This window comes from Haemophilus parainfluenzae (genome assembly GCF_014931275.1).
GTDB lineage: Bacteria > Pseudomonadota > Gammaproteobacteria > Enterobacterales > Pasteurellaceae > Haemophilus_D.
On record NZ_CP063110.1, the window covers coordinates 130,516 to 150,953 of the forward strand.

The window sequence follows — 20,438 nt, forward strand, 5'->3', positions numbered from 1 at the left end:
CTGACCGCACTTTTGCTTTAATGAATCGAAATAATTAAATCAATTCAACTGGTACTTTCACCACTAGTTTTTTCACAAAACTTGATTTGCCGTTCACGGTGCAACCTGGTTTATGTGGTTCATAAGGGAAAAAGACCGCAAACATTTTTGGTAAAAGTGTTACGGTGCTTTTATCTTCAATTTGTGGAGTAAGTTGGTAATCATCTGCATCACGATATTCATCGTATAAGCTGAGATTTGGATAAGTCGCGCTTACTTCAACATTTTCTTCACCACGAATAAGTAATTGAATATCTAGATATTTATGGTGAAGTTCAGCTTGTTTGCTATCCGCGTCAACCGTATCAAATTCCATGACATTCATATAAACTTGCTCGCTTAAATCATGACGACCATTTTCTAATGCTTCAAGATCTAACGTGTTGAGATGATCGCAAATGTCCGCGATAACTTTTGGTAAACCCACTTTGAAATTTGGGTTATTTAATGCACTGATAATCATAGTGTCTCCTTACGTATGTATTTGTATGAGAATATGATAACAAGTTGCTTATATTAAATAAAGTTACCAATAAATTTAAAACTCTGTATAATAAGCGAGCTTTATTTTCTGCATTAGCGTGCGGCTATCAAAAGAAATTTTTAAACGCCCAAAGTGCGGTCATTTTTTCTGAAAGATTTCTTTTGCTAGTCGCAATCTGGAAAATAAAGCTTTGTTTTAAATATTATTTTGAAGGAAAACATTGTGAATCCAATTGTTAAACAATTTAAATACGGTCAACATACCGTTACTCTAGAAACCGGCGCGATTGCACGTCAAGCGACCGCTGCGGTTATGGCAAGCATGGACGATACCACGGTATTCGTGACTGTTGTGGCTAAAAAAGATGTGAAAGAAGGTCAAGACTTCTTCCCATTAACCGTAAACTACCAAGAGCGTACTTATGCGGCAGGTAAAATCCCTGGTGGTTTCTTCAAACGTGAAGGTCGTCCATCTGAAGGCGAAACTTTAATTGCTCGTTTAATCGACCGTCCAATTCGTCCATTATTCCCAGAAGGTTTCTTCAACGAAATCCAAGTTGTGGCAACTGTAGTTTCTGTAAACCCACAAATCAGCCCAGACTTAGTAGCAATGATTGGTGCTTCTGCAGCATTAACCTTATCTGGTGTGCCTTTCAATGGCCCTATCGGTGCAGCACGTGTTGGTTTCATCGACAACCAATTCGTATTAAACCCAACTATGGCTGAACAAAAACAAAGCCGTTTAGACTTAGTGGTTGCGGGTACTGACAAAGCCGTATTAATGGTTGAATCTGAAGCAGACGTTTTAACTGAAGAACAAATGTTAGCGGCTGTCGTATTCGGTCATCAACAACAACAAGTTGTGGTTGAAGCAATCAAAGAATTTGCAAAAGAAGCTGGCAAACCACGTTGGGATTGGGTTGCTCCACAACCAAACACAGATTTAATCAACAAAGTAAAAGCGATTGCAGAAGCACGTTTAGGCGATGCATACCGCATTACTGAAAAACAAGCACGTTACGAACAAATCGATGCAATTAAAGCGGATGTGATTGCACAAATCACAGCAGAAGATGAAGAGATCAGCGAAGGTAAAATCGTGGATATTTTCACCGCACTTGAAAGCCAAATCGTTCGTGGCCGTATCATTGCAGGTGAGCCACGTATTGATGGCCGTACTGTTGATACCGTTCGTGCATTAGATATTTGCACAGGTGTACTACCACGTACTCACGGTTCTGCAATTTTCACCCGTGGTGAAACACAAGCATTAGCCGTTGCAACGTTAGGTACTGAACGTGATGCACAAATCATTGATGAATTAACTGGTGAACGTCAAGATCACTTCTTATTCCACTACAACTTCCCTCCATACTCTGTAGGTGAAACGGGTATGATCGGCTCACCAAAACGTCGTGAGATCGGTCACGGTCGTTTAGCAAAACGTGGTGTCGCTGCGGTTATGCCAAGTCTTGCAGAATTCCCGTATGTCGTGCGTGTTGTATCTGAAATTACTGAATCCAATGGTTCTTCTTCTATGGCGTCTGTATGTGGTGCGTCTTTAGCATTAATGGATGCGGGCGTTCCAATCAAAGCTGCTGTTGCAGGTATCGCTATGGGCTTAGTGAAAGAAGAAGAGAAATTCGTGGTTCTTTCAGATATCTTAGGTGATGAAGACCACTTAGGTGATATGGACTTTAAAGTGGCGGGCACACGTGAAGGTGTCACCGCACTTCAAATGGATATCAAAATTGAAGGTATCACCCCTGAAATTATGCAAATTGCATTAAACCAAGCAAAAGGTGCTCGTATGCACATTCTTGGCGTAATGGAACAAGCAATCCCTGCACCACGTGCAGATATTTCTGACTACGCGCCGCGTATTCACACCATGAAAATTGATCCGAAGAAAATCAAAGATGTTATCGGTAAAGGTGGTGCAACTATCCGTGCATTAACTGAAGAAACCGGTACTTCTATCGATATCGATGATGATGGTACAGTGAAAATCGCCGCAGTAGATAGCAGTGCAGCGAAAAACGTGATGGCACGTATTGAAGAAATCGTTGCTGAAGTTGAAGCTGGCGCAATTTACAAAGGTAAAGTAACTCGTCTTGCTGACTTCGGTGCATTCGTCGCTATCGTTGGAAATAAAGAAGGTTTAGTTCATATTTCTCAAATCGCTGAAGAACGTGTAGAGAAAGTGAGTGATTATCTTCAAGTTGGTCAAGAAGTGACGGTTAAAGTGGTTGAAATCGATCGCCAAGGTCGTATCCGCTTAACCATGAAAGATCTTGCACCAAAACAAGAAACTGAAGCAGAATCTGCACCAGCAGAAGACATTTCAGAAGAACAAGAATAATCTCACAGGGTGTGTGAATACAGTTTACACACCCATTTTGATTATCAAACTAACTTATAAAACAATGCAGTATTTTCGGTTATTCCGTTTTCTAGTTTCGTTGTCTAGCCTAAGTGTGATTTTATTTATTTCCGGTTGTGTACAATCGGGAAACGTGTTTGTCGCACCAAATAAAGTCGTGCTAGCGGATCAGAACCCGAATACGCACTTCGAACAAGAAGTGATGATTACCCGAATCGGGCAGGTTTTATTAGTTGGAAAAATGAGTAATGAAGAACGGGCGACGCTTCACTTTGAACGCGGAGTATTATACGATTCCCTCGGTTTATGGGGCCTCGCACGTTATGACTTTACACAAGCCCTCGCGTTACAGCCAAAGATGGCTTCCGTTTACAATTATTTAGGGCTTTACTTACTGCTTGAAGAAGATTACGACAGTGCATTAGAAACCTTTAATGCGGTGTTTGAATTGGACCCAAGTTATGACTATACCCATCTTAATCGTGGTTTAAATTTTTATTACGTCGAACGCTATAATCTTGCTGAAGACGATTTTATGAAGTTTTATGAAGCCGATACCAAAGATCCTTATCGCGTACTCTGGCTCTATTTGAACGAACAAAAATTAAAACCACAAGAAGCCCATGCCAACCTTGTTGAACGAGCTAAAGGGCTATCTAAGGACTTCTGGGGAACAAATATCGTTCAATACTATTTAGGTAATATTTCTGTGAGTGATTTGCAAGAGCGGGCAACCAAATTTGCAGAAAACTCGCAACAATATGCAGAAATATTAACCGAAACCTACTTTTATCTAGCAAAACAAAAACTCAATTTGGGGCAAATTGATGAAGCTGCGGCTTTATTCAAACTTGCTATTGCGAATCAGGTGTATAACTTTGTTGAGTATCGTTTTGCCGTGTTAGAGCTGATGAAATTGAAACCGGCTCAAACTGAAGACGAAAAAGAAGAAAAAAGTGCGGTCACAAAAACAGCTGTTTTTTAGACTTGCCTCTTTCTTGTGTAACAAATAAACCTGAAAGCTAAATTGAGCTTTCCTTACTTACATTCGAGCATTTTAATGACAGACAAAATCACTTTTAATGATTTAGGCTTGCCTGAATTCATTCTAAAAGCCGTTTCTGACCTTGGTTTTGAAACACCTTCGCCAATCCAACAAGCTTGTATTCCTGCTCTTCTAGAAGGCAGAGATGTACTTGGTATGGCACAAACCGGTAGTGGTAAAACTGCCGCATTCTCTTTACCTATTTTGGCTAAAATTGATCCAGCCGCAAAACATCCACAATTATTGGTGATGGCACCAACACGTGAACTTGCAATTCAAGTTGCCGATGCTTGCGAACACTTCATGAAATATGCCAAAGGCATCAATATCGTGACCCTTTATGGTGGCCAACGTTATGACATTCAATTACGTGCATTAAAACAAGGTGCACAAGTTGTTGTAGGTACACCGGGTCGTATTTTGGACCACATCCGTCGTAACACATTAAATCTATCTGAATTAAAAGCAATCGTACTTGATGAAGCCGATGAAATGCTTCGTATGGGCTTTATTGATGATGTAGAAACCGTTATGGCTGAATTACCGGAAGAGCACCAAACAGCCCTTTTCTCAGCAACCATGCCTGAGCCAATTCGTCGCATCACAAAACGCTTCATGAACAATCCGCAAGAAGTGAAAATTAAAGTAAATAACGATAATGCGCCTGATATTGAGCAAAATTGTTGGTATGTTCAAGGTTTCCGTAAAAATGATGCATTATTACGCTTCTTAGAAGTGGAAGATTTTGATGCGGCAATCATTTTTACCCGTACTAAAACAGGCACACTTGATGTGACTGAATTATTAGAAAAACACGGTTTCCGTGCTGCAGCTTTAAACGGTGATATGACACAACAATTACGTGAACAAACCTTAGATCGCTTACGTAATGGTAGCCTTGATATTGTGGTTGCAACTGATGTTGCTGCGCGCGGTATCGATATTGAACGAATCAGTCTTGTGGTTAACTATGACATCCCACTTGATGCAGAGTCGTACGTTCACCGTATCGGTCGTACTGGTCGTGCAGGTCGTTCTGGTCGTGCATTATTATTCGTTGAACCACGTGAACGCCGTTTACTTCGTAATATTGAACACTTAATGAAAAAACCAATCAACGAAGTTGAATTACCAAATCATGAAGTGTTACAAGCCTGTCGTCGTAAAAAATTCCAAGACAAAATTACCAAGCAATTGGAACATCACGATCTGGAAATGTATCGTAGCTTATTAGAAGATTTATTCACGGCAGATCAGGATCAAGAAGATATTGCTGCTGCAATGTTGATGTTGCTTCAAGGCAAACAAAAACTGATTCTTCCACCGGATCCACCAATGGATAAACGTCGTCGTGACCGTAATGATCGTGGTGATCGCCGTGAAAATCCTCGTTCGGCTGAACGTCGTGGTGAACGTAAAGGCTACGGCACACCACAACCGATGGATTTATATCGTATCGAAGTGGGTCGTGCGGATGGTGTAGAAGTGCGTCATATCGTAGGTGCTATCTCCAATGAAGGTGATATTAACAGCCGTTATATTGGCCATATCAAACTTTATGATGACTACTCTACCGTTGAATTACCACAAGGCATGCCAAAAGAATTGCTTCAACAATTCGTTAAAACTCGCGTTTTAAATAAACAAATGCAAATGAGCTTTATGGGCGCGACACAATCAGACAGCGGACGTGGTAGTAACGATTTTGGCGGAAAAGGCCGTCGCGATGGTCGTCGTAATGAGCGTGGAGATCGTGGTCAAGATCGCTTCCGTGGTGAACGTAATGGTGAACGTCGTCAGCGTAAATTTAACGATAAAAACGACCGCACTTTTAATGAACGTGGTCGCCGAGATCGCCAACGTTAATCCTTATTTAACAGCCCCTTGAAGTAAAAGGGGCTTTTTTATTGTCTTAATTCTCGTTACAATCGTCTCTTATCTCAATTTATAAGGTTTATCTATTGAAAGGTCTATTTTTACGTATTATTGCTGCCTTTGCATTATTACTTTGGGCAGTGGATATGGTGTTCCCTTGGCAAAAAATTATGCAATCGGAGCAAAACCCTTACACTGCGATCAAAAATCGCGGTAGCCTTATTGTCGGCACCATTAACAATCCCATTTACTATTTTATTGGGAATGAGGGCGAATCTGGCTTGGAATACGAATTAGCAAAAAACTTTGCTGATTACTTAGGGGTTCGCTTACAAATTAAAACTTTAGAAAATAACGATCAACTTTTTAACGAATTAGAGAACAACAATATTGATATTGCAGCTGCGAATCTTTTATTCCAGCCTCAACGTGCAGAAAAATTTCAGTTAGGGCCCTCTTATACTTCTGCCTCTTGGCAGCTTGTGTATAAAAAAGGTGAAAATCGTCCGAAAGATTTAGCGCAAGTACAGCAAGAAATTATCATTTCTGCGGGGGAAGACTTAGAAAAATTATTATCCCTTGCACAGAAAAAACTTCCTGCACTTAAATGGCAGAATAACAAGCAATTAACCCAAGAAGAATTATTGATTCAAGTAGCTGAAGGGAAAATTCCTTACACCATTGCAAATAGTATTGATGTGGCTGCGGCACAACAAATTCGCCCTAACTTAGCGATTGCATTTGACCTAACGGATGAAATGACTGTGCATTGGTATCTCTCCAATAAATCCTATAATGAGTTGCAAGCAGGCTTGTTAGATTTTATGAATAATGCCATTGAAACGGGATTAATTGATCGCATTGAGGAGAAATATTTCCGCCATATTACTGCCTTTGACTATGTAGATACTCAGGCTTATTTAGAGGCAGTTGAGAAAATTCTCCCTCAATATCAACCGCTCTTTGAAAAATACAAAGGAAATTTAGACTGGCGATTATTAGCCGCTGTAGCCTATCAAGAATCGCATTGGGACCCTTATGCCACCTCTCCAACAGGTGTGCGCGGGATGATGATGCTTACCAAAGATACGGCTGTGCGGATGAATATTAATAATCGCACAGATGCCGAACAAAGTATAAAAGCGGGATCGGAATATTTGCATTGGCTACTCGACCAAATGCCTGACAGTATTCCAGAAGAAGACCGAATTTGGTATTCTTTAGCGGCATACAATATGGGGTTAGGGCATATTTTAGATGCTCGTCGCCTAACTAAAAAATTAGGCGGCAATCCTGATAACTGGTTAGATGTAAAAAATAATCTTCAACTATTATCGGAAAAGCGCCATTATTCAAACTTAAAATATGGTTACGCTCGCGGCTATGAGGCTTACCAATATGTCGAGAATATTCGCCGCTACATGAACAGCATTGTGAATTATCATCGCGTTCAAGAAAACCAAGCGACCGCAACAGAATAAGTGCGGTCAGAAAAAATAGAGCTTTTATTAAATAGAAAGAAAACAAGGAGAAAAAAATGTTAAAAAGAAAAACCTTCTTAAAGAAAAAAGCATCAAGAGATATTTCAGCTTCACGTAATTTACGTCTAAGACGTTTTAAACACCGTAAAGCACAACAATTCCAACGCCACGCATTACAACTTGTGGTTCAAGATATCTAATAAAAAGGCGAACATCATGTTCGCCTTTTTACTATTGATTATTAGATATTATTGCTTAATACCACCAAATGCACCACGAGCTTGGTCTGCTTCGTTAATGAATAGACCTGTCATTTCTTGTGCATTTTCACCAAAGAAACCACCTTGGGTTTTAATACCATTCGCATTTCCGGCAAAACTGTTACCAGAGATCTTACCGCCAAAATTCATTCCTGGTAAGGCATTTGTTTTTCCTGCAATATTGATATCAATCACTTTTGTAGCAAAATCTGCTGTTGCTGTCATCTGGCTTAGTTCACTGTAATTTTGCTCACCATCTTTCTTATAAACAGCACCACCTTTATACTCCACTTGACCTGCGGTTGGAATTTGACTTACAGCTGTTGGTAAGCCTTGCGCAAAGAAATATCGATTACCTGTTAATGTGTCGTAATAGGCACCAAATGCGCTAGATTTAAAATTACTATTACTTAAAATCGTTTGACGTTCTTTACGAAGGTTATATTGATCGTCATATGGCTCATAACTCTCAGGATCCATATCTCCTGCTCTTCTTAAAATATTGATATCCACTAATTGACCATTTTCATCAGTGATCGTCAGATCACGGATATCTCGTGCTTGTGGGCGGGAAGCATCATTTTTCTCTCCAACTAGCACTCCACCTGAAATATAATCTGTCATCTCACCACTAGTCCCACCAAAAATTTTATCGCCTAATGAAACTTTAGATTTTTCATCCGCAAGTAATTTTTCAAGTTCTTTTAGTTTTGCATCTGTGTCTGAAGATGATGTATATGTGTACGACCCCTTTGTTCCAGTTTGACTAGTTTGATTTTGACTACTTTGGCTAGTTTGATTTTGACTACCTAGACTTTGAGTACTGTTAGTACTTGATTTTGAAGCGTTGCTTTCTGCTTTCTTAGATAACTCAGCTATTTTTTGATTTAAATCGCTTTCGAGTTGGCGAATTTGCTCTGAATTATCTGTACCGCCTTTCGAGCTAGAAGAACAAGCACTTAATGCCATAACACAAGAAAGAGCAATGATTGAAAGTTTAATTTTACTCATAGGAGAATCCTTATTGTTTATGTTTTATAAATAGATGTGCACAATTTACAGAAAATGAAAATAATTTGCAATAGCATTGTCAAAATTATTTAACTTTTGTAAAATTCACTCCAAAGTTTATAAATCAAATTAAATTTTAGGTGAATATATGGCTCTTAAATTTCCTCCTTCTTTAGGTGCAATTTGTGTAGCGGTAGCCTTACAAGCTTACGCAGAAGAACAAACAACATTAGATACCATCACGGTAACCGATACTGAAATCAAAGCGAGTCAAATTAAAAAAACTCGTAAGGTCATTCAAGAAGAATTGGTGGCTGATAATTATGACTTAGTGCGTTATGCAACTGATGTAGGCATTAGCGATAATGGTCGTCGCAATAAAGGCTTTGCAATGCGTGGCGTTGAAGGAAATCGAGTTGGTATTAGTATTGATGGCGTTAATTTGCCTGAATCAGAAGAAAACTCACTTTATGCACGTTATGGTAACTTTAATAGCTCACGATTAAGTATTGATCCAGAATTAGTGCAAGGTATTGACATTATGCGTGGTTCAGATTCCTTCAATGCAGGAAGTGGATCATTAGGCGGTTCAGTAAATTACCGCACTTTAGGTGCTGATGATATTATTCTGCCAAATAAAAAATGGGGTGTATTACTTAAAAACGGTTACGCAAGTAAAAATAGCGAATGGACACACACTTTAGGTGTTGCTTATAAAGATGATAAATTTGATGCAACGCTACTCTATTCTCGCCGTAACGGACATGAAATGAAAAGTCGTGGTAACGGCGAAGATATTTTTGGTAATGCTCGCGGCATCCCAGATCCTGCACATCATAAAAATAACAGTTATTTAGCGAAAATTGGCTACTTTATTACGCCATCTCATCGTGTAAGTGCTTCATTTAATGGGCAAAAGGCCGATAATTTTGTTGATGAAAAATCTTACCAACTAGCGGGTATTTGGCGAGAATCTGAAGATATTGGTAAACGCTATAATGCCAACCTTGCCTATGAATATTTTCCGGAAAATAATCGTTGGTTAAGTTATGTGAAAACTGACTTTGATTGGCAAAAAACGAATGTTGGTTCAAATAACTACAAAGGTGGGCATAATTATAATGCTGATTTTAGCAAACCATCGGAAAAACGTTTATATGAAATCCAAGATACACACATGAATACTCGATTTATGCGTGGATCGTTACGTGCTGATTTTCAGCCGTGGGAAAGTCGTTTTGGTAGCCATCAATTCACTATAAAAACCGGTATTTCACAAAAAGATTTTGATAACCGCAATAATCATGAATATCTAAATATAAATGCCGATGGATCTAGTGCAAAAGATAGCGAATCTATTCAACATCCAGTAAGAACACGTTCATTCTTCACTCAGTTACAAGATAACGTAACTTGGAATGACATTTTTTCTAGCCAACTTGGTATTCGTTATGATTGGGATGAATTGGTGCCACAAGATTTAAATGCAACCTGTCGTGCTTGTAGTAGCACTCCTCCATCAAATACATTCCAAAGTGTCAGTGGTTCATTAGGATTAGATGCCCAACTTAATGATATTTGGAAAATTGGTTATAACATTTCTACTGGTTTCCGTATTCCAACAGCCTCAGAGATGTATTTTACTTATAACCATGCAGCGGGTAACTGGCTAGCGAATCCTGATTTAGAAGCTGAACAGGCTCTTAATCAATCTATTCATCTTCAAGCAGAACACCAATTAGGTTCATTCGGTCTAAATCTGTATCATACTCGTTATAAAAACTTCCTCTATGAACAGGAATCAACCTATAAAAAGCGGAATCAATTCTATGATCCATATAGTGCTGGCTATGGACAGTTACCTTATTACACAACTATCGCACAACAAGCAGTAAATATTGATCGCGCTAGAATTTCAGGCGTGGAATTCACCAGTAAAGTTAACTTGGAACAAGTTTCTTCGACCATTCCACAAGGTTGGAAATTCTTAGCTAATCTTGGTTATGCCAAAGGAAAATTAAGTGGCACTGAAGCAAGCTTACTTTCTATTCAGCCAATTAAAGTGATTTTAGGTATCGGCTATGAAGATCCAAATGACCTTTGGGGAATTAATGCGAAAGCTAGTTACCTTGGTGCGAAGAAAGCTAAAGATGCACAAATAGTACAGTACACGGCTAACTTTGAGAGAGAAGTCAAAAGCTACCCTTATCTCAATAATTCAGCTGTCTTATTCGATCTATATGGTTTCTATAAAGTGAATAAAAATATCACACTACGAGCAGGGCTTTATAACTTATTTAATCGTAAATATCACACCTGGGATACTTTACGTGGCATTAACAAAATAAGTACGACTGATTCAGTTGATAAAGAAGGGAAAGGTTTAGAGCGTTTTTATGCGCCTGGGCGTAATTTCGCAGCATCTGTTGAAATTCGTTTTTAACTCATTATTTCCTTAATAAAAAAGGGCGAACATCATGTTCGCCCTTTTATTTATTCACTATCCCTTATTTTTCAAAAGAATCTTTCAAACGTTCATCTGCTCGACGGGATTCACCTTTATGTTGAAGTTTGTTTAATTGGCGTTCTAATTTTTCTTCAACTTCATTGATCGCTTTATACATATCCTCTGCTGTTGCACTGGCTAACAGATTACCTAACGGGGTTCCAATTGAAGCCTCTACAGAAAAGCCGTTTGGCACTTTATTTAACACAAAGTGCGGGCTAATCAGTTGAGTGTGCCATTTCTCTAATTTTGCAAGTCTTCCCTCCACATGTTCACGGATTGCAGGGGTGATTTCCATTTGTTTGCTTGTGATATTGAGTGTCATAGCATTTACCTCTTTTGGTTAAATGAACCCTTCGGTTCAGTTCATCTTTAATAACAACATATCGACCTTGCACTGCTTTTTCAAGTGCTTTTAGTCAAATAAAAAAACAAATGTTCAAAAATATGATCGGGATCTAATTTCTGAAAAAATATAATTTTCTTTCTGTGCAAACTTGTTATGATATAAAGCTGTAAACAACAAAGGGAAGCGCTCAGCTTCCCTTTTCTTTTTACGATATGAATTAGGCTAATTCATCTTGATCATGTTGCGTCGCTTTTAAACGTTCAAAGTAATCCTTAGTTTCTGAAATAATCTCTTTACGCAAACCAATTAATGCTATCAAGTTCGGGAAGGCCATTAAACCATTCACGATATCCGCTAAAATCCAGATTAAATCTAAGGTGAGGAATGAACCCGTCCCGACCAAAACAATAAACATGAAGCGATAAAATTTAATACCACGGATACCAACTAAGTAAAGGAAACAACGCTCTCCATAGTAACACCACCCTAAAATTGTAGTGAAAGCAAAGAATAATAAGCCAACGGTTACAATAGTTGCACCGATTGATGTGCCTAAGCCCTGTGCAAAAGCGTAGTTGGTCACACTTGCGCCAGAAAGCTCAGGATTACTCCATGCCCCCGTAATAACAAGTACTAATCCCGTCATCGTACACACAATAATGGTATCTAAGAAAGTTCCTGTCATCGAGATTAATCCCTGACGAACAGGCTCTTTAGTTTGTGCTGCCGCAGCAGCAATAGGTGCACTCCCTAAACCAGATTCATTTGAGAAAATACCGCGCGCAACACCCGATTGAATCGCTTTCATCACGGTAAAACCAACTGCACCGCCTAAAGCCGCTTGTGGGTTAAACGCACTATGAATAATTAATGCAATTGCAGCAGGCAATTTGTCGTAATTAACGATTAAGATAATAATTGAGGTCACCACATAGCCGATTGCCATAAAAGGCACAATCACTGAAGAAGCTGTCGCAATACGTCTTACACCACCGAGAATAATCATGGCGACCAACACCGTCACCACTGTTGCAGTAATAATAACGGGTACATTGAATGTGTCTTGCATCGCATGCGTAATGGCATTTATTTGAGGGAAGGTACCAATACCGAAAAAGGCCACCAAGACTCCAAAGAGCGCAAATAATTTGGCTAGCCATTTAATACCAAGACCGCGTTCGATGTAATACATTGGTCCACCGGCCATAAAACCGTATTTATCTCGAACACGATATTTCACGGCAAGTAAACATTCAGCGTATTTAGTTGCCATGCCTAATAATGCAACTAGCCACATCCAAAAAATTGCGCCAGGTCCGCCCGCTTGTACTGCAGTCGCTACACCCACGATATTCCCTGTACCAATAGTTGCCGCTAATGCCGTACAAAGTGCCGCAAAAGAAGACACATCCCCCTTACCTTTATTCGCACCTCGAGCAAATAAATAGCCCAATGCACGCGGCAAATAACGAATTTGTAAGAAACCTAAACGAAGGGTGAGATAAAGTCCTGTTCCGGACAATAGAATGAGTAGGGGCGGTCCCCATACAAAGCTGCTAATCGCAGATAAGGTTGTCTGTAATGACATTGATGATTCCTCGTCGTTTAAAATACAAATAAACTCGACAAGGAGACAAGAAGAATCCCGATAGAAATATTTTTGATAATACCGATTGTCTTTTGCCCCTGTCCTTTTGCCTGAGCGTTTGGAAAACAATCGAAAAATCGACCGCTCTTTTGCGCCTTCGGCGTCCATTTACATCAATAAAATGCAATGGATCTCTCCAAGGGTTCGTCCAGTAACAGTCCCTGCAACCTTGCGATTGCGCCTGAAAGATTTTACCTCGTCGGCGTAGGGGCAATTCCCTACTCTCCAGCTACCTTCTTCCGAACTCACTTTTTACGTTTTATTTTTATTGCAAAAAGTACTGCAAATTTTAACAAACTTAAAAAGCTAACTCAATGGATTGACGAAAAAAGGCTTTGATAACAAGGTGAAGCCAAATAAAAACAAAGTGCGATCAAAAATCTTCTTATTTTTGACCGCACTTCTCTCAGCAATAAAATTAGTGCTCTTTACATGACCATTGAGTCACATTCATCTTAATAACCACGATTTTGTTTAGCTCATTCTCACTAAACTGCCAATCATTTTTCTGTGTATAGTGTTCCATTAAATATTGTAGAGCATCAATCTTCTCATCTTTATCTTCGATAATGAATAAATTCCCTTTTCCAATAATGCTCTGATATAAAAAAGAATAATCACAGGCAATTTCTGCTTTTACAATTTCATGTTTACGGTCCATTTCAAAACCAGCTAATTTATTCTTTTTAATCAGTTCAATCTTTTTCCCTTTAACAAATCCATGGAAATAAAGAGTAAGTTCTTCATTATCTGCCTTAAAACCAAAATTTAATGGAACAATATAAACACTTTCATCATCTTGTAATCCTAAACGGCAAATATCACACTGATTCATAATTTCTAACATACGATGATAATCAGTGATCGCCCTATCCTTACGTCTAATCTTAGAACATTCCATATTATACTCCCCCTTGCTTATTAAATAAAAAAGGCAGATAAATATCTGCCTTCAATTTTAAGGATTATAAAATCTCTTTTGCTTTTGCCACCACGTTATCCACGGTGAAACCAAAGAGTTTGAATAATTGATCCGCAGGTGCTGATTCACCGAAGCTATTCATACCTACTACGCGACCTTCAAAGCCAACGTATTTATACCAGAAGTCGGCAATGCCTGCTTCAATCGCAACACGTTTGGTTACTGCTGCTGGTAATACGCTTTCACGGTACGCTGCATCTTGTTTATCGAAACGATTAGTACTTGGCATAGAGACGACACGTACTTTTTTACCTTCAGCACTCAATATATCTGCTGCTTTCATCGCTAATTCCACTTCAGAACCTGTTGCAATGAAGATTAACTCAGGTGTGCCATCACAGTCTTTTAACACATAAGCACCACGTTTAACAGCATCTAATTGTGCAGAAGTGCGGTCCATTTGTGCTAAGTTTTGACGAGTAAAGATCAATGCACTTGGACCATCTTGACGTTCAACCGCTTGTTGCCATGCGATAGCTGATTCCACTTGGTCACATGGACGCCATGTTTCAAGATTTGGAATTAAGCGTAATGAGGTGGTTTGCTCAACTGGTTGGTGAGTTGGGCCATCTTCGCCTAAGCCGATCGAGTCATGAGTATAAACGAATAAAGTGCGTTGTTTCATTAATGCCGCCATACGCACTGCATTGTGTGCATATTCGTAGAACATTAAGAAGGTTGCGCCGTAAGGAATGAACCCGCCGTGTAAAGCAATACCATTCATAATCGCTGACATACCGAACTCCCGCACACCATAGTTAAGGTAGTTGCCACCTACGTTTTCGTGTGCACGAATTGGTTTAGAGCCGCTCCATAACGTTAAGTTAGAGCTTGCTAAGTCTGCAGATCCACCTAAAAATTCAGGTAACACATGTGCATAAGCTTCGATTGCATTTTGTGATGCTTTACGGCTTGCAATGCTCGCTGGGTTCGCTTGTAATTTTTCAATGAACGCTTTAGATTCTGTAGCCCAATTTGATGGTAATTCACCATTTACACGACGTGTAAATTCTGCAGCAAGTTCTGGATATGCTTTAGCATAAGCGGCAAATTTTTCTTCCCAAGATTTTTCTGCTGCAGCACCTTTTTCTTTTGCAGACCATTCAGCATAATACTCAGCCGGAATTTCAAATGGACCATATTCCCAGCCTAGCGCTTTACGGGTTAATGCGATTTCTTCATCGCCTAATGGTGCACCGTGGCAATCATGAGAACCTGATTTATTTGGTGAACCAAAACCGATAATGGTTTTACAAATAATCAACGTTGGTTTTTCTTTTTCTGCTTGAGCAAGAATAGTCGCTGCACGAATTTGTTCTGCATCGTGACCATCCACATTGCGAATCACTTGCCAGCCATAAGCTTCAAAACGAGCTGCGGTATCATCGCTGAACCAACCATCTACATGACCATCAATCGAAATGTTATTGTCATCGTAGAATGCGATTAATTTACCAAGGCCTAATGTGCCTGCTAAAGAGCAAGCTTCATGAGAAATCCCTTCCATTAAACAGCCATCGCCTAAGAACACATAAGTGTGGTGGTCTACGATTTCATGGCCTTCACGGTTAAATTGACCCGCTAAGGTTTTCTCAGCAATCGCCATCCCTACAGCATTAGTGATGCCTTGACCTAACGGACCAGTTGTGGTTTCAACACCTGGTGCATAACCATATTCTGGGTGGCCTGGCGTTTTAGAATGTAATTGACGGAATTGTTTTAAATCTTCGATAGAAAGATCATAGCCTGTTAAATGTAATAAGCTATAAATCAACATTGAACCGTGGCCGTTAGAAAGCACAAAACGGTCGCGATCAGCCCATTTAGGGTTGTTTGGATTGTGTTTTAAGAAATCGCGCCATAATACCTCAGCGATATCCGCCATTCCCATTGGTGCGCCAGGGTGGCCTGATTTTGCTTTTTGTACTGCATCCATTGATAGCGCACGAATTGCGTTGGCTAGTTGTCTACGAGTTGCCATGTTTTTCTCCTATCTAAATAATTCTGAGTATTCTACCTTATTTACTGATTGACTTGAGCAATATCTGCAATTTTATTTACCTTGATCAAATTCTTCGACGACGTTGATGGAAACGTTGGCTACTCGATTTACCTTGTAAATTTACCACCGTTTTAGTTTCTACTGGTTTTCGATATGTTCGACGATAATGACTTAAAAAATAATGAATGGAACTGGCGAATAAAGCACCTAATAAAAAGACCACCACAATTTCACCATATAAGCGGTGGAAGACTTGATTAATTTTGCTCTGCGTTGTTTGAGCATATTGGGCGTCAAACGTCACTCGCAAGAAGCCACGAACAGCGTTATTAGAAGCAGAATAAATGGGCTCAACAATTTGCTGTGTTGAAAACTCACCTTCATTTTTATGTTCTAGACCAAGTTGCTCACGAAGATTACCGGTATTGGTACTTTGTGCTAATTCCTTGCCGTTATAATCATAAATGGTTGCATCGAGCACAAAGTTTTCTTTAACTAAATTATCCAAATTTTCGACGAGCTGATCGGATTTCGCATTATTAGTTAATAAAACCGAAAATAAATTTGCCTGCTGACGAACCAAAGTATGCGATAAATTTGCGACTTGATTCACACTTGAAAGCTGTGAACCAATCTTAAATTGTTTCACACCAAACAAAATCACGGCCATGGCACCGATACAAAGCAGCACGATGAGCCCAAACATCAATGATTTTTGAAGTTTTTCTTTAATTAATTGCACGTTGTTTTTCCATTTTTTCGCCAAGATCGGCTAGAATAGATGAGTATTCACAATTTACAGGATTTTCTATGCAAATTCAAAACCTTGCAAGCATTACTCAAAAATATCCCCAATTCCCCACCGCACTTTCGTCTGATTTGCCTCATTCCGATGAAACACATGCGTTTATTTTATACGGCACAACGCTGAATTTAGCGAAATTACTCGAATTCCAACAAAAGTGCGGTCAATCTTTCCAGTGTTTTGATGCATGGAACGTTGAAAAAAATACCGTTGTCCTTTTAAAAGGCAAATGGCTAGCCGATTTTATTGCCCATGCTCACGACCTGCAATTAGACATCGCCAAACTGGATTTTGATGCAAAATTATCAGAAAAAGGTTTATTGGTAATGGATATGGATTCTACTGCCATTCAAATTGAATGTATCGATGAGATCGCTAAACTGGCTGGCACGGGTGAACTGGTTTCTGCCATTACTGAAAGCGCAATGCGTGGCGAGCTCGATTTTGAACAAAGTTTGCGTCGTCGCGTCGGTACGCTTAAAGGCGCGCCAGAAAGTATTTTGCAACAAGTACGTGAAAAATTGCCTTTAATGCCAGGCTTAATTGAAACCATTAAGACATTACAACAACATGGTTGGAAAACCGCCATTGCTTCTGGTGGCTTTACCTATTTCGCTGATTACTTAAAAAGTTTATTAAACCTTGACTTTGCGGCATCTAATCAATTTGAAATTATTGATGGCACGCTCACTGGTAATGTAAAAGGCAGCGTGGTCGATGCACAATACAAAGCGAATACCTTGCAAAAACTCGCTGAGGAATACAGTATTCCACGCAAAAACACCCTCGCCATTGGTGATGGCGCCAATGATTTGGCGATGATGAATGTCGCCGGATTAGGCGTGGCATTTCATGCGAAACCGAAGGTGCAACAACAAGCACAAATTGTGGTAAACTTTGCTGACTTAACCGCACTTTTATGTCTTTTAAGTGCAAATGATCGAATTTAATTCATTTTGGGAGAAAACTTATGCCATCTTTTGATATCGTATCTGAAATTACTATGCACGAAGTGCGTAATGCAGTTGAAAATGCAAACCGTGTATTAAGTACACGTTATGATTTTCGTGGCGTGGAAGCGGTGATTGAATTAAATGAAAAAAGCGAAACCGTGAAAGTGACGACCGAATCTGATTTCCAATTAGAGCAGTTAATTGAAATCTTAATTGGTGCGTTTGTAAAACGTGGCATTGAGCATAGCTCGTTAGATATCCCAACAGAAAGTGAACACCACGGTAAACTTTACACCAAAGAAATCAAATTAAAACAAGGGATTGAAACGGAGATGGCGAAAAAAATCACTAAATTAGTGAAAGATTCAAAAATCAAAGTTCAAACTCAAATTCAAGGTGAACAAGTGCGCGTAACTGGTAAATCACGTGATGATTTACAAGCTGTTATTCAATTGGTGAAAGGCGCCGAATTAGGTCAACCATTCCAATTTAATAACTTCAGAGATTAATTTAATGAAAAAATATTTATGGGTATTTTTGGCTGCAGTTCCAGCATGTTCGCTCGCAAATGAGAATGCTATGAATCTCGGTGAGAGCGTCATTGATGTTGTAAAATGTGAAACCACCAAAGGTGAAAAGATTTGGGTCGCGCTAAATAATCTTAAAACATTCACTTACATGAAAAACGATGTGAATGTGGCTGATCAAACGATAGATAATGCTTACTTACAAGCTTATGCCACAGAAGCGACTCTTTTTCTTCCACCAACAGAAAATAATCAGTTGTGGACGATAATAAAAGAAAGAGCAGTAGATAAGACGAGCATCAGTCAAGTTACTATCGATTTGCGTAATAAGAAAGGTAAGCTAATTTCTCATGCTGCTTGCAAACGAAATGATGAGACTTTTTCATTATTAATGGGATCGAGTTTCGATATAAAAGAGCCTACCGATAAAATCCTTGAATTAATGGATCCACCTACGCCATAAAAACGAAAGAGCGGTCAAAAAACACAATATTTTTTAACCGCTCTTTTATTTACGCTAATTAAGCCAATCTCGCTTTTGCTTCTGCAATCGCCTCTGCTACTCGAAGTGGTGAAACCCCACCTTTCGCACAACGTTTATCTAAACAAGATTGTAGTGAAAGAATGTCATAGACATCATCTCCCACCACATCACTGAATTGACGGAACTCAGGAATGGTTAAGTCTTCCAACGCTTTTCCTTTTTCAATGGCATAAACCACGGTTTCACCGACAATATGGTGAGAATCACGGAATGGTACACCTTTTGCCACAAGGTAATCCGCTAGCTCTGTTGCATTTGAATAACCTTTTAAGGCAGCTTCGCGTGTACGGTCGGTATTCACTTTTAATTCATCTAGTACAAAAGTCGCCATATCTACGCAATCTTGCCAGGTATCTAACGCATCAAAGATCCCTTCTTTGTCTTCTTGCATATCTTTGTTATACGCTAACGGCAAACCTTTTAAAGTCATCAACATACCGGTTAATGCCCCCATGACACGGCCCGCTTTACCACGAATCAATTCACAAGCGTCTGGATTTTTCTTTTGCGGCATTAAAGACGAGCCTGAAGTCACACGATCTGACAATTCCACAAAATTCGCTTCACCACTGTTGAAAATAATCATATCTTCTGCGAAACGAGAAAGGTGCGCCATACTTAAAGACGCCGTTGAAAGTAATTCCACAATATGATCACGATCAGAGACGCTATCCAAACTATTACGCGTCGCAAAAGCAAAATCAAGATCGATGGCTAATTGTTCACGATCGACTGCATAGGCTGTTCCTGCAAGTGCGCCACTGCCTAATGGGCAGCTATTCATTCGTTTATAAGCATCTGTAAGACGTGAATAATCACGCTCAAACATTTCCACATAGGCCATACACCAATGAGCAAAAGTGATTGGTTGTGCACGTTGTAAATGGGTATAACCCGGCATCACCGCATCTTGCGTATTTTCAGCAGTTTGTACTAAGTGACGTTGAAGATTACGAACTGACTCTTGCAACTCGACTACACGTTGTTTACACCACATTTTGATATCAAGTGCAACTTGGTCATTACGGCTACGACCCGTGTGTAATTTTTTACCTAAATTACCCACTTTATCAATAAGTTTACTTTCCACCCAGCTATGAATATCTTCTGCATCATCCTGCAAAATCGCTTGTGGATTTGACCGCACTTCGATTAATAATTCATTTAAGGCAACCCCTAGCTGTTGTTGCTCTTCAGCACTTAATACACCAACATTCACTAAAGCTTTAGACCAACCAATTGAGCCTTCAATATCTTGCTCTGCCAAGCGATAATCAAAACGCAGGCTATCATTAAAATCTTTAAAACGTTTGTCTGCCGCTTGTGTAAAACGACCACCCCAGAGAGCCATAAGTTATCCTTATCTCGATTATAAAAATGATTAATTATTCAATTATTACGCATAATTAATCAATATGCAATAATAATCTCTATATCGTCCGCTATTTTACCCTGTTTTTTCTAACAAAAACTAGACAGTACTGCATTTTAGTGGTAATTTACGCAGCATTCTTAAGGGCATTGCCCACCATTCAAACAATTCAG

General features: G+C 39.4%; 17 protein-coding genes and 1 riboswitch. Of the genes, 9 read left to right on the top strand and 8 right to left on the bottom strand.

Going from position 1 to position 20,438, the window contains the following annotated elements; genetic code table 11:
• Positions 1-34: 34 nt before the first annotated feature.
• A complete protein-coding gene (nanQ, locus tag INQ00_RS00645) occupies positions 35-502 on the bottom strand; it encodes an N-acetylneuraminate anomerase (protein ID WP_054419872.1) in 468 nt (155 codons plus the stop codon).
• A gap of 243 nt (positions 503-745) precedes the next feature.
• On the opposite strand from nanQ, the gene pnp reads away from it, so the two are divergent.
• The 5 genes from pnp to INQ00_RS00670 all read left to right on the top strand — a co-directional run bounded on the left by pnp (position 746) and on the right by INQ00_RS00670 (position 7,506).
• Positions 746-2,884: a polyribonucleotide nucleotidyltransferase gene (gene pnp / locus INQ00_RS00650; protein ID WP_197546994.1), complete on the top strand. Its 2,139-nt coding sequence runs from the start codon at positions 746-748 to the stop codon at positions 2,882-2,884.
• Positions 2,885-2,948: 64 nt separating this feature from the next.
• Positions 2,949-3,890, top strand: a complete 942-nt coding sequence (nlpI, locus tag INQ00_RS00655; protein WP_197546995.1) for a lipoprotein NlpI — start codon at positions 2,949-2,951, stop codon at positions 3,888-3,890.
• A gap of 75 nt (positions 3,891-3,965) precedes the next feature.
• A complete protein-coding gene (locus tag INQ00_RS00660; protein WP_197546996.1) occupies positions 3,966-5,816 on the top strand; it encodes a DEAD/DEAH box helicase in 1,851 nt (616 codons plus the stop codon).
• A gap of 95 nt (positions 5,817-5,911) precedes the next feature.
• Positions 5,912-7,306 (top strand): membrane-bound lytic murein transglycosylase MltF, encoded by a 1,395-nt coding sequence (mltF, locus tag INQ00_RS00665; RefSeq protein WP_070590331.1) that lies wholly within the window; start codon positions 5,912-5,914, stop codon positions 7,304-7,306.
• A gap of 56 nt (positions 7,307-7,362) precedes the next feature.
• Entirely contained in the window at positions 7,363-7,506 is a 144-nt protein-coding gene (locus tag INQ00_RS00670; RefSeq protein ID WP_014064130.1) for a hypothetical protein, read from the top strand.
• A 48-nt stretch (positions 7,507-7,554) separates the two neighbouring features.
• On the opposite strand, the gene INQ00_RS00675 is transcribed toward INQ00_RS00670, so the two are convergent.
• The gene (locus INQ00_RS00675) at positions 7,555-8,577 is read right to left on the bottom strand and encodes a transferrin-binding protein-like solute binding protein (protein ID WP_197546997.1); all 1,023 of its coding nucleotides are present in this window, start codon (positions 8,575-8,577) and stop codon (positions 7,555-7,557) included.
• Between the two features lie 148 nt (positions 8,578-8,725).
• Here INQ00_RS00675 and INQ00_RS00680 point away from each other — a divergent pair, with 148 nt between their 5' ends.
• Entirely contained in the window at positions 8,726-11,020 is a 2,295-nt protein-coding gene (locus tag INQ00_RS00680) for a TonB-dependent hemoglobin/transferrin/lactoferrin family receptor (RefSeq protein ID WP_197546998.1), read from the top strand.
• Positions 11,021-11,084: 64 nt separating this feature from the next.
• On the opposite strand, the gene raiA is transcribed toward INQ00_RS00680, so the two are convergent.
• The 5 genes from raiA to INQ00_RS00705 all read right to left on the bottom strand — a co-directional run bounded on the left by raiA (position 11,085) and on the right by INQ00_RS00705 (position 16,806).
• Positions 11,085-11,408, bottom strand: coding sequence for a ribosome-associated translation inhibitor RaiA (raiA, locus tag INQ00_RS00685; protein ID WP_054419886.1), 324 nt, complete (start codon positions 11,406-11,408; stop codon positions 11,085-11,087).
• A gap of 241 nt (positions 11,409-11,649) precedes the next feature.
• Complete coding sequence (locus INQ00_RS00690; protein WP_197546999.1) at positions 11,650-13,020, bottom strand: alanine/glycine:cation symporter family protein; 1,371 nt, start codon at positions 13,018-13,020, stop codon at positions 11,650-11,652.
• 88 nt (positions 13,021-13,108) lie between these two features.
• Positions 13,109-13,230, bottom strand: a riboswitch (glycine riboswitch).
• 268 nt (positions 13,231-13,498) lie between these two features.
• Positions 13,499-13,981 carry a pyridoxamine 5'-phosphate oxidase family protein gene (locus INQ00_RS00695; RefSeq protein ID WP_197547000.1) on the bottom strand — a complete coding sequence of 161 codons (483 nt, stop codon included), beginning with the start codon at positions 13,979-13,981 and terminating at the stop codon, positions 13,499-13,501.
• A gap of 64 nt (positions 13,982-14,045) precedes the next feature.
• A complete protein-coding gene (gene tkt, locus INQ00_RS00700; RefSeq protein ID WP_197547001.1) occupies positions 14,046-16,043 on the bottom strand; it encodes a transketolase in 1,998 nt (665 codons plus the stop codon).
• An 85-nt stretch (positions 16,044-16,128) separates the two neighbouring features.
• Positions 16,129-16,806 carry a YtjB family periplasmic protein gene (locus tag INQ00_RS00705; RefSeq protein WP_041918191.1) on the bottom strand — a complete coding sequence of 226 codons (678 nt, stop codon included), beginning with the start codon at positions 16,804-16,806 and terminating at the stop codon, positions 16,129-16,131.
• A gap of 68 nt (positions 16,807-16,874) precedes the next feature.
• On the opposite strand from INQ00_RS00705, the gene serB reads away from it, so the two are divergent.
• The 3 genes from serB (at position 16,875) to INQ00_RS00720 (ending at position 18,812) form a co-directional block, all read left to right on the top strand.
• Positions 16,875-17,819, top strand: a complete 945-nt coding sequence (gene serB / locus INQ00_RS00710; protein ID WP_197547002.1) for a phosphoserine phosphatase — start codon at positions 16,875-16,877, stop codon at positions 17,817-17,819.
• Between the two features lie 20 nt (positions 17,820-17,839).
• Positions 17,840-18,331 carry a YajQ family cyclic di-GMP-binding protein gene (locus INQ00_RS00715; RefSeq protein ID WP_005695407.1) on the top strand — a complete coding sequence of 164 codons (492 nt, stop codon included), beginning with the start codon at positions 17,840-17,842 and terminating at the stop codon, positions 18,329-18,331.
• A 70-nt stretch (positions 18,332-18,401) separates the two neighbouring features.
• Positions 18,402-18,812 carry a hypothetical protein gene (locus INQ00_RS00720; protein ID WP_178164080.1) on the top strand — a complete coding sequence of 137 codons (411 nt, stop codon included), beginning with the start codon at positions 18,402-18,404 and terminating at the stop codon, positions 18,810-18,812.
• 58 nt (positions 18,813-18,870) lie between these two features.
• On the opposite strand, the gene argH is transcribed toward INQ00_RS00720, so the two are convergent.
• Complete coding sequence (gene argH, locus INQ00_RS00725; RefSeq protein ID WP_197547003.1) at positions 18,871-20,244, bottom strand: argininosuccinate lyase; 1,374 nt, start codon at positions 20,242-20,244, stop codon at positions 18,871-18,873.
• Positions 20,245-20,438 lie beyond the last annotated feature (194 nt).

Bases quoted from the DNA above. Each gene is read 5' to 3' on its own strand.
- nanQ (WP_054419872.1), bottom strand. From the start codon at position 502: ATGATTATCAGTGCATTAAATAACCCAAATTTCAAAGTGGGTTTACCA.
- nlpI (WP_197546995.1), top strand. From the start codon at position 2,949: ATGCAGTATTTTCGGTTATTCCGTTTTCTAGTTTCGTTGTCTAGCCTA.
- INQ00_RS00660 (WP_197546996.1), top strand. From the start codon at position 3,966: ATGACAGACAAAATCACTTTTAATGATTTAGGCTTGCCTGAATTCATT.
- INQ00_RS00670 (WP_014064130.1), top strand. From the start codon at position 7,363: ATGTTAAAAAGAAAAACCTTCTTAAAGAAAAAAGCATCAAGAGATATT.
- INQ00_RS00675 (WP_197546997.1), bottom strand. From the start codon at position 8,577: ATGAGTAAAATTAAACTTTCAATCATTGCTCTTTCTTGTGTTATGGCA.
- INQ00_RS00680 (WP_197546998.1), top strand. From the start codon at position 8,726: ATGGCTCTTAAATTTCCTCCTTCTTTAGGTGCAATTTGTGTAGCGGTA.
- raiA (WP_054419886.1), bottom strand. From the start codon at position 11,408: ATGACACTCAATATCACAAGCAAACAAATGGAAATCACCCCTGCAATC.
- INQ00_RS00690 (WP_197546999.1), bottom strand. From the start codon at position 13,020: ATGTCATTACAGACAACCTTATCTGCGATTAGCAGCTTTGTATGGGGA.
- INQ00_RS00695 (WP_197547000.1), bottom strand. From the start codon at position 13,981: ATGGAATGTTCTAAGATTAGACGTAAGGATAGGGCGATCACTGATTAT.
- tkt (WP_197547001.1), bottom strand. From the start codon at position 16,043: ATGGCAACTCGTAGACAACTAGCCAACGCAATTCGTGCGCTATCAATG.
- serB (WP_197547002.1), top strand. From the start codon at position 16,875: ATGCAAATTCAAAACCTTGCAAGCATTACTCAAAAATATCCCCAATTC.
- INQ00_RS00715 (WP_005695407.1), top strand. From the start codon at position 17,840: ATGCCATCTTTTGATATCGTATCTGAAATTACTATGCACGAAGTGCGT.
- INQ00_RS00720 (WP_178164080.1), top strand. From the start codon at position 18,402: ATGAATCTCGGTGAGAGCGTCATTGATGTTGTAAAATGTGAAACCACC.
- argH (WP_197547003.1), bottom strand. From the start codon at position 20,244: ATGGCTCTCTGGGGTGGTCGTTTTACACAAGCGGCAGACAAACGTTTT.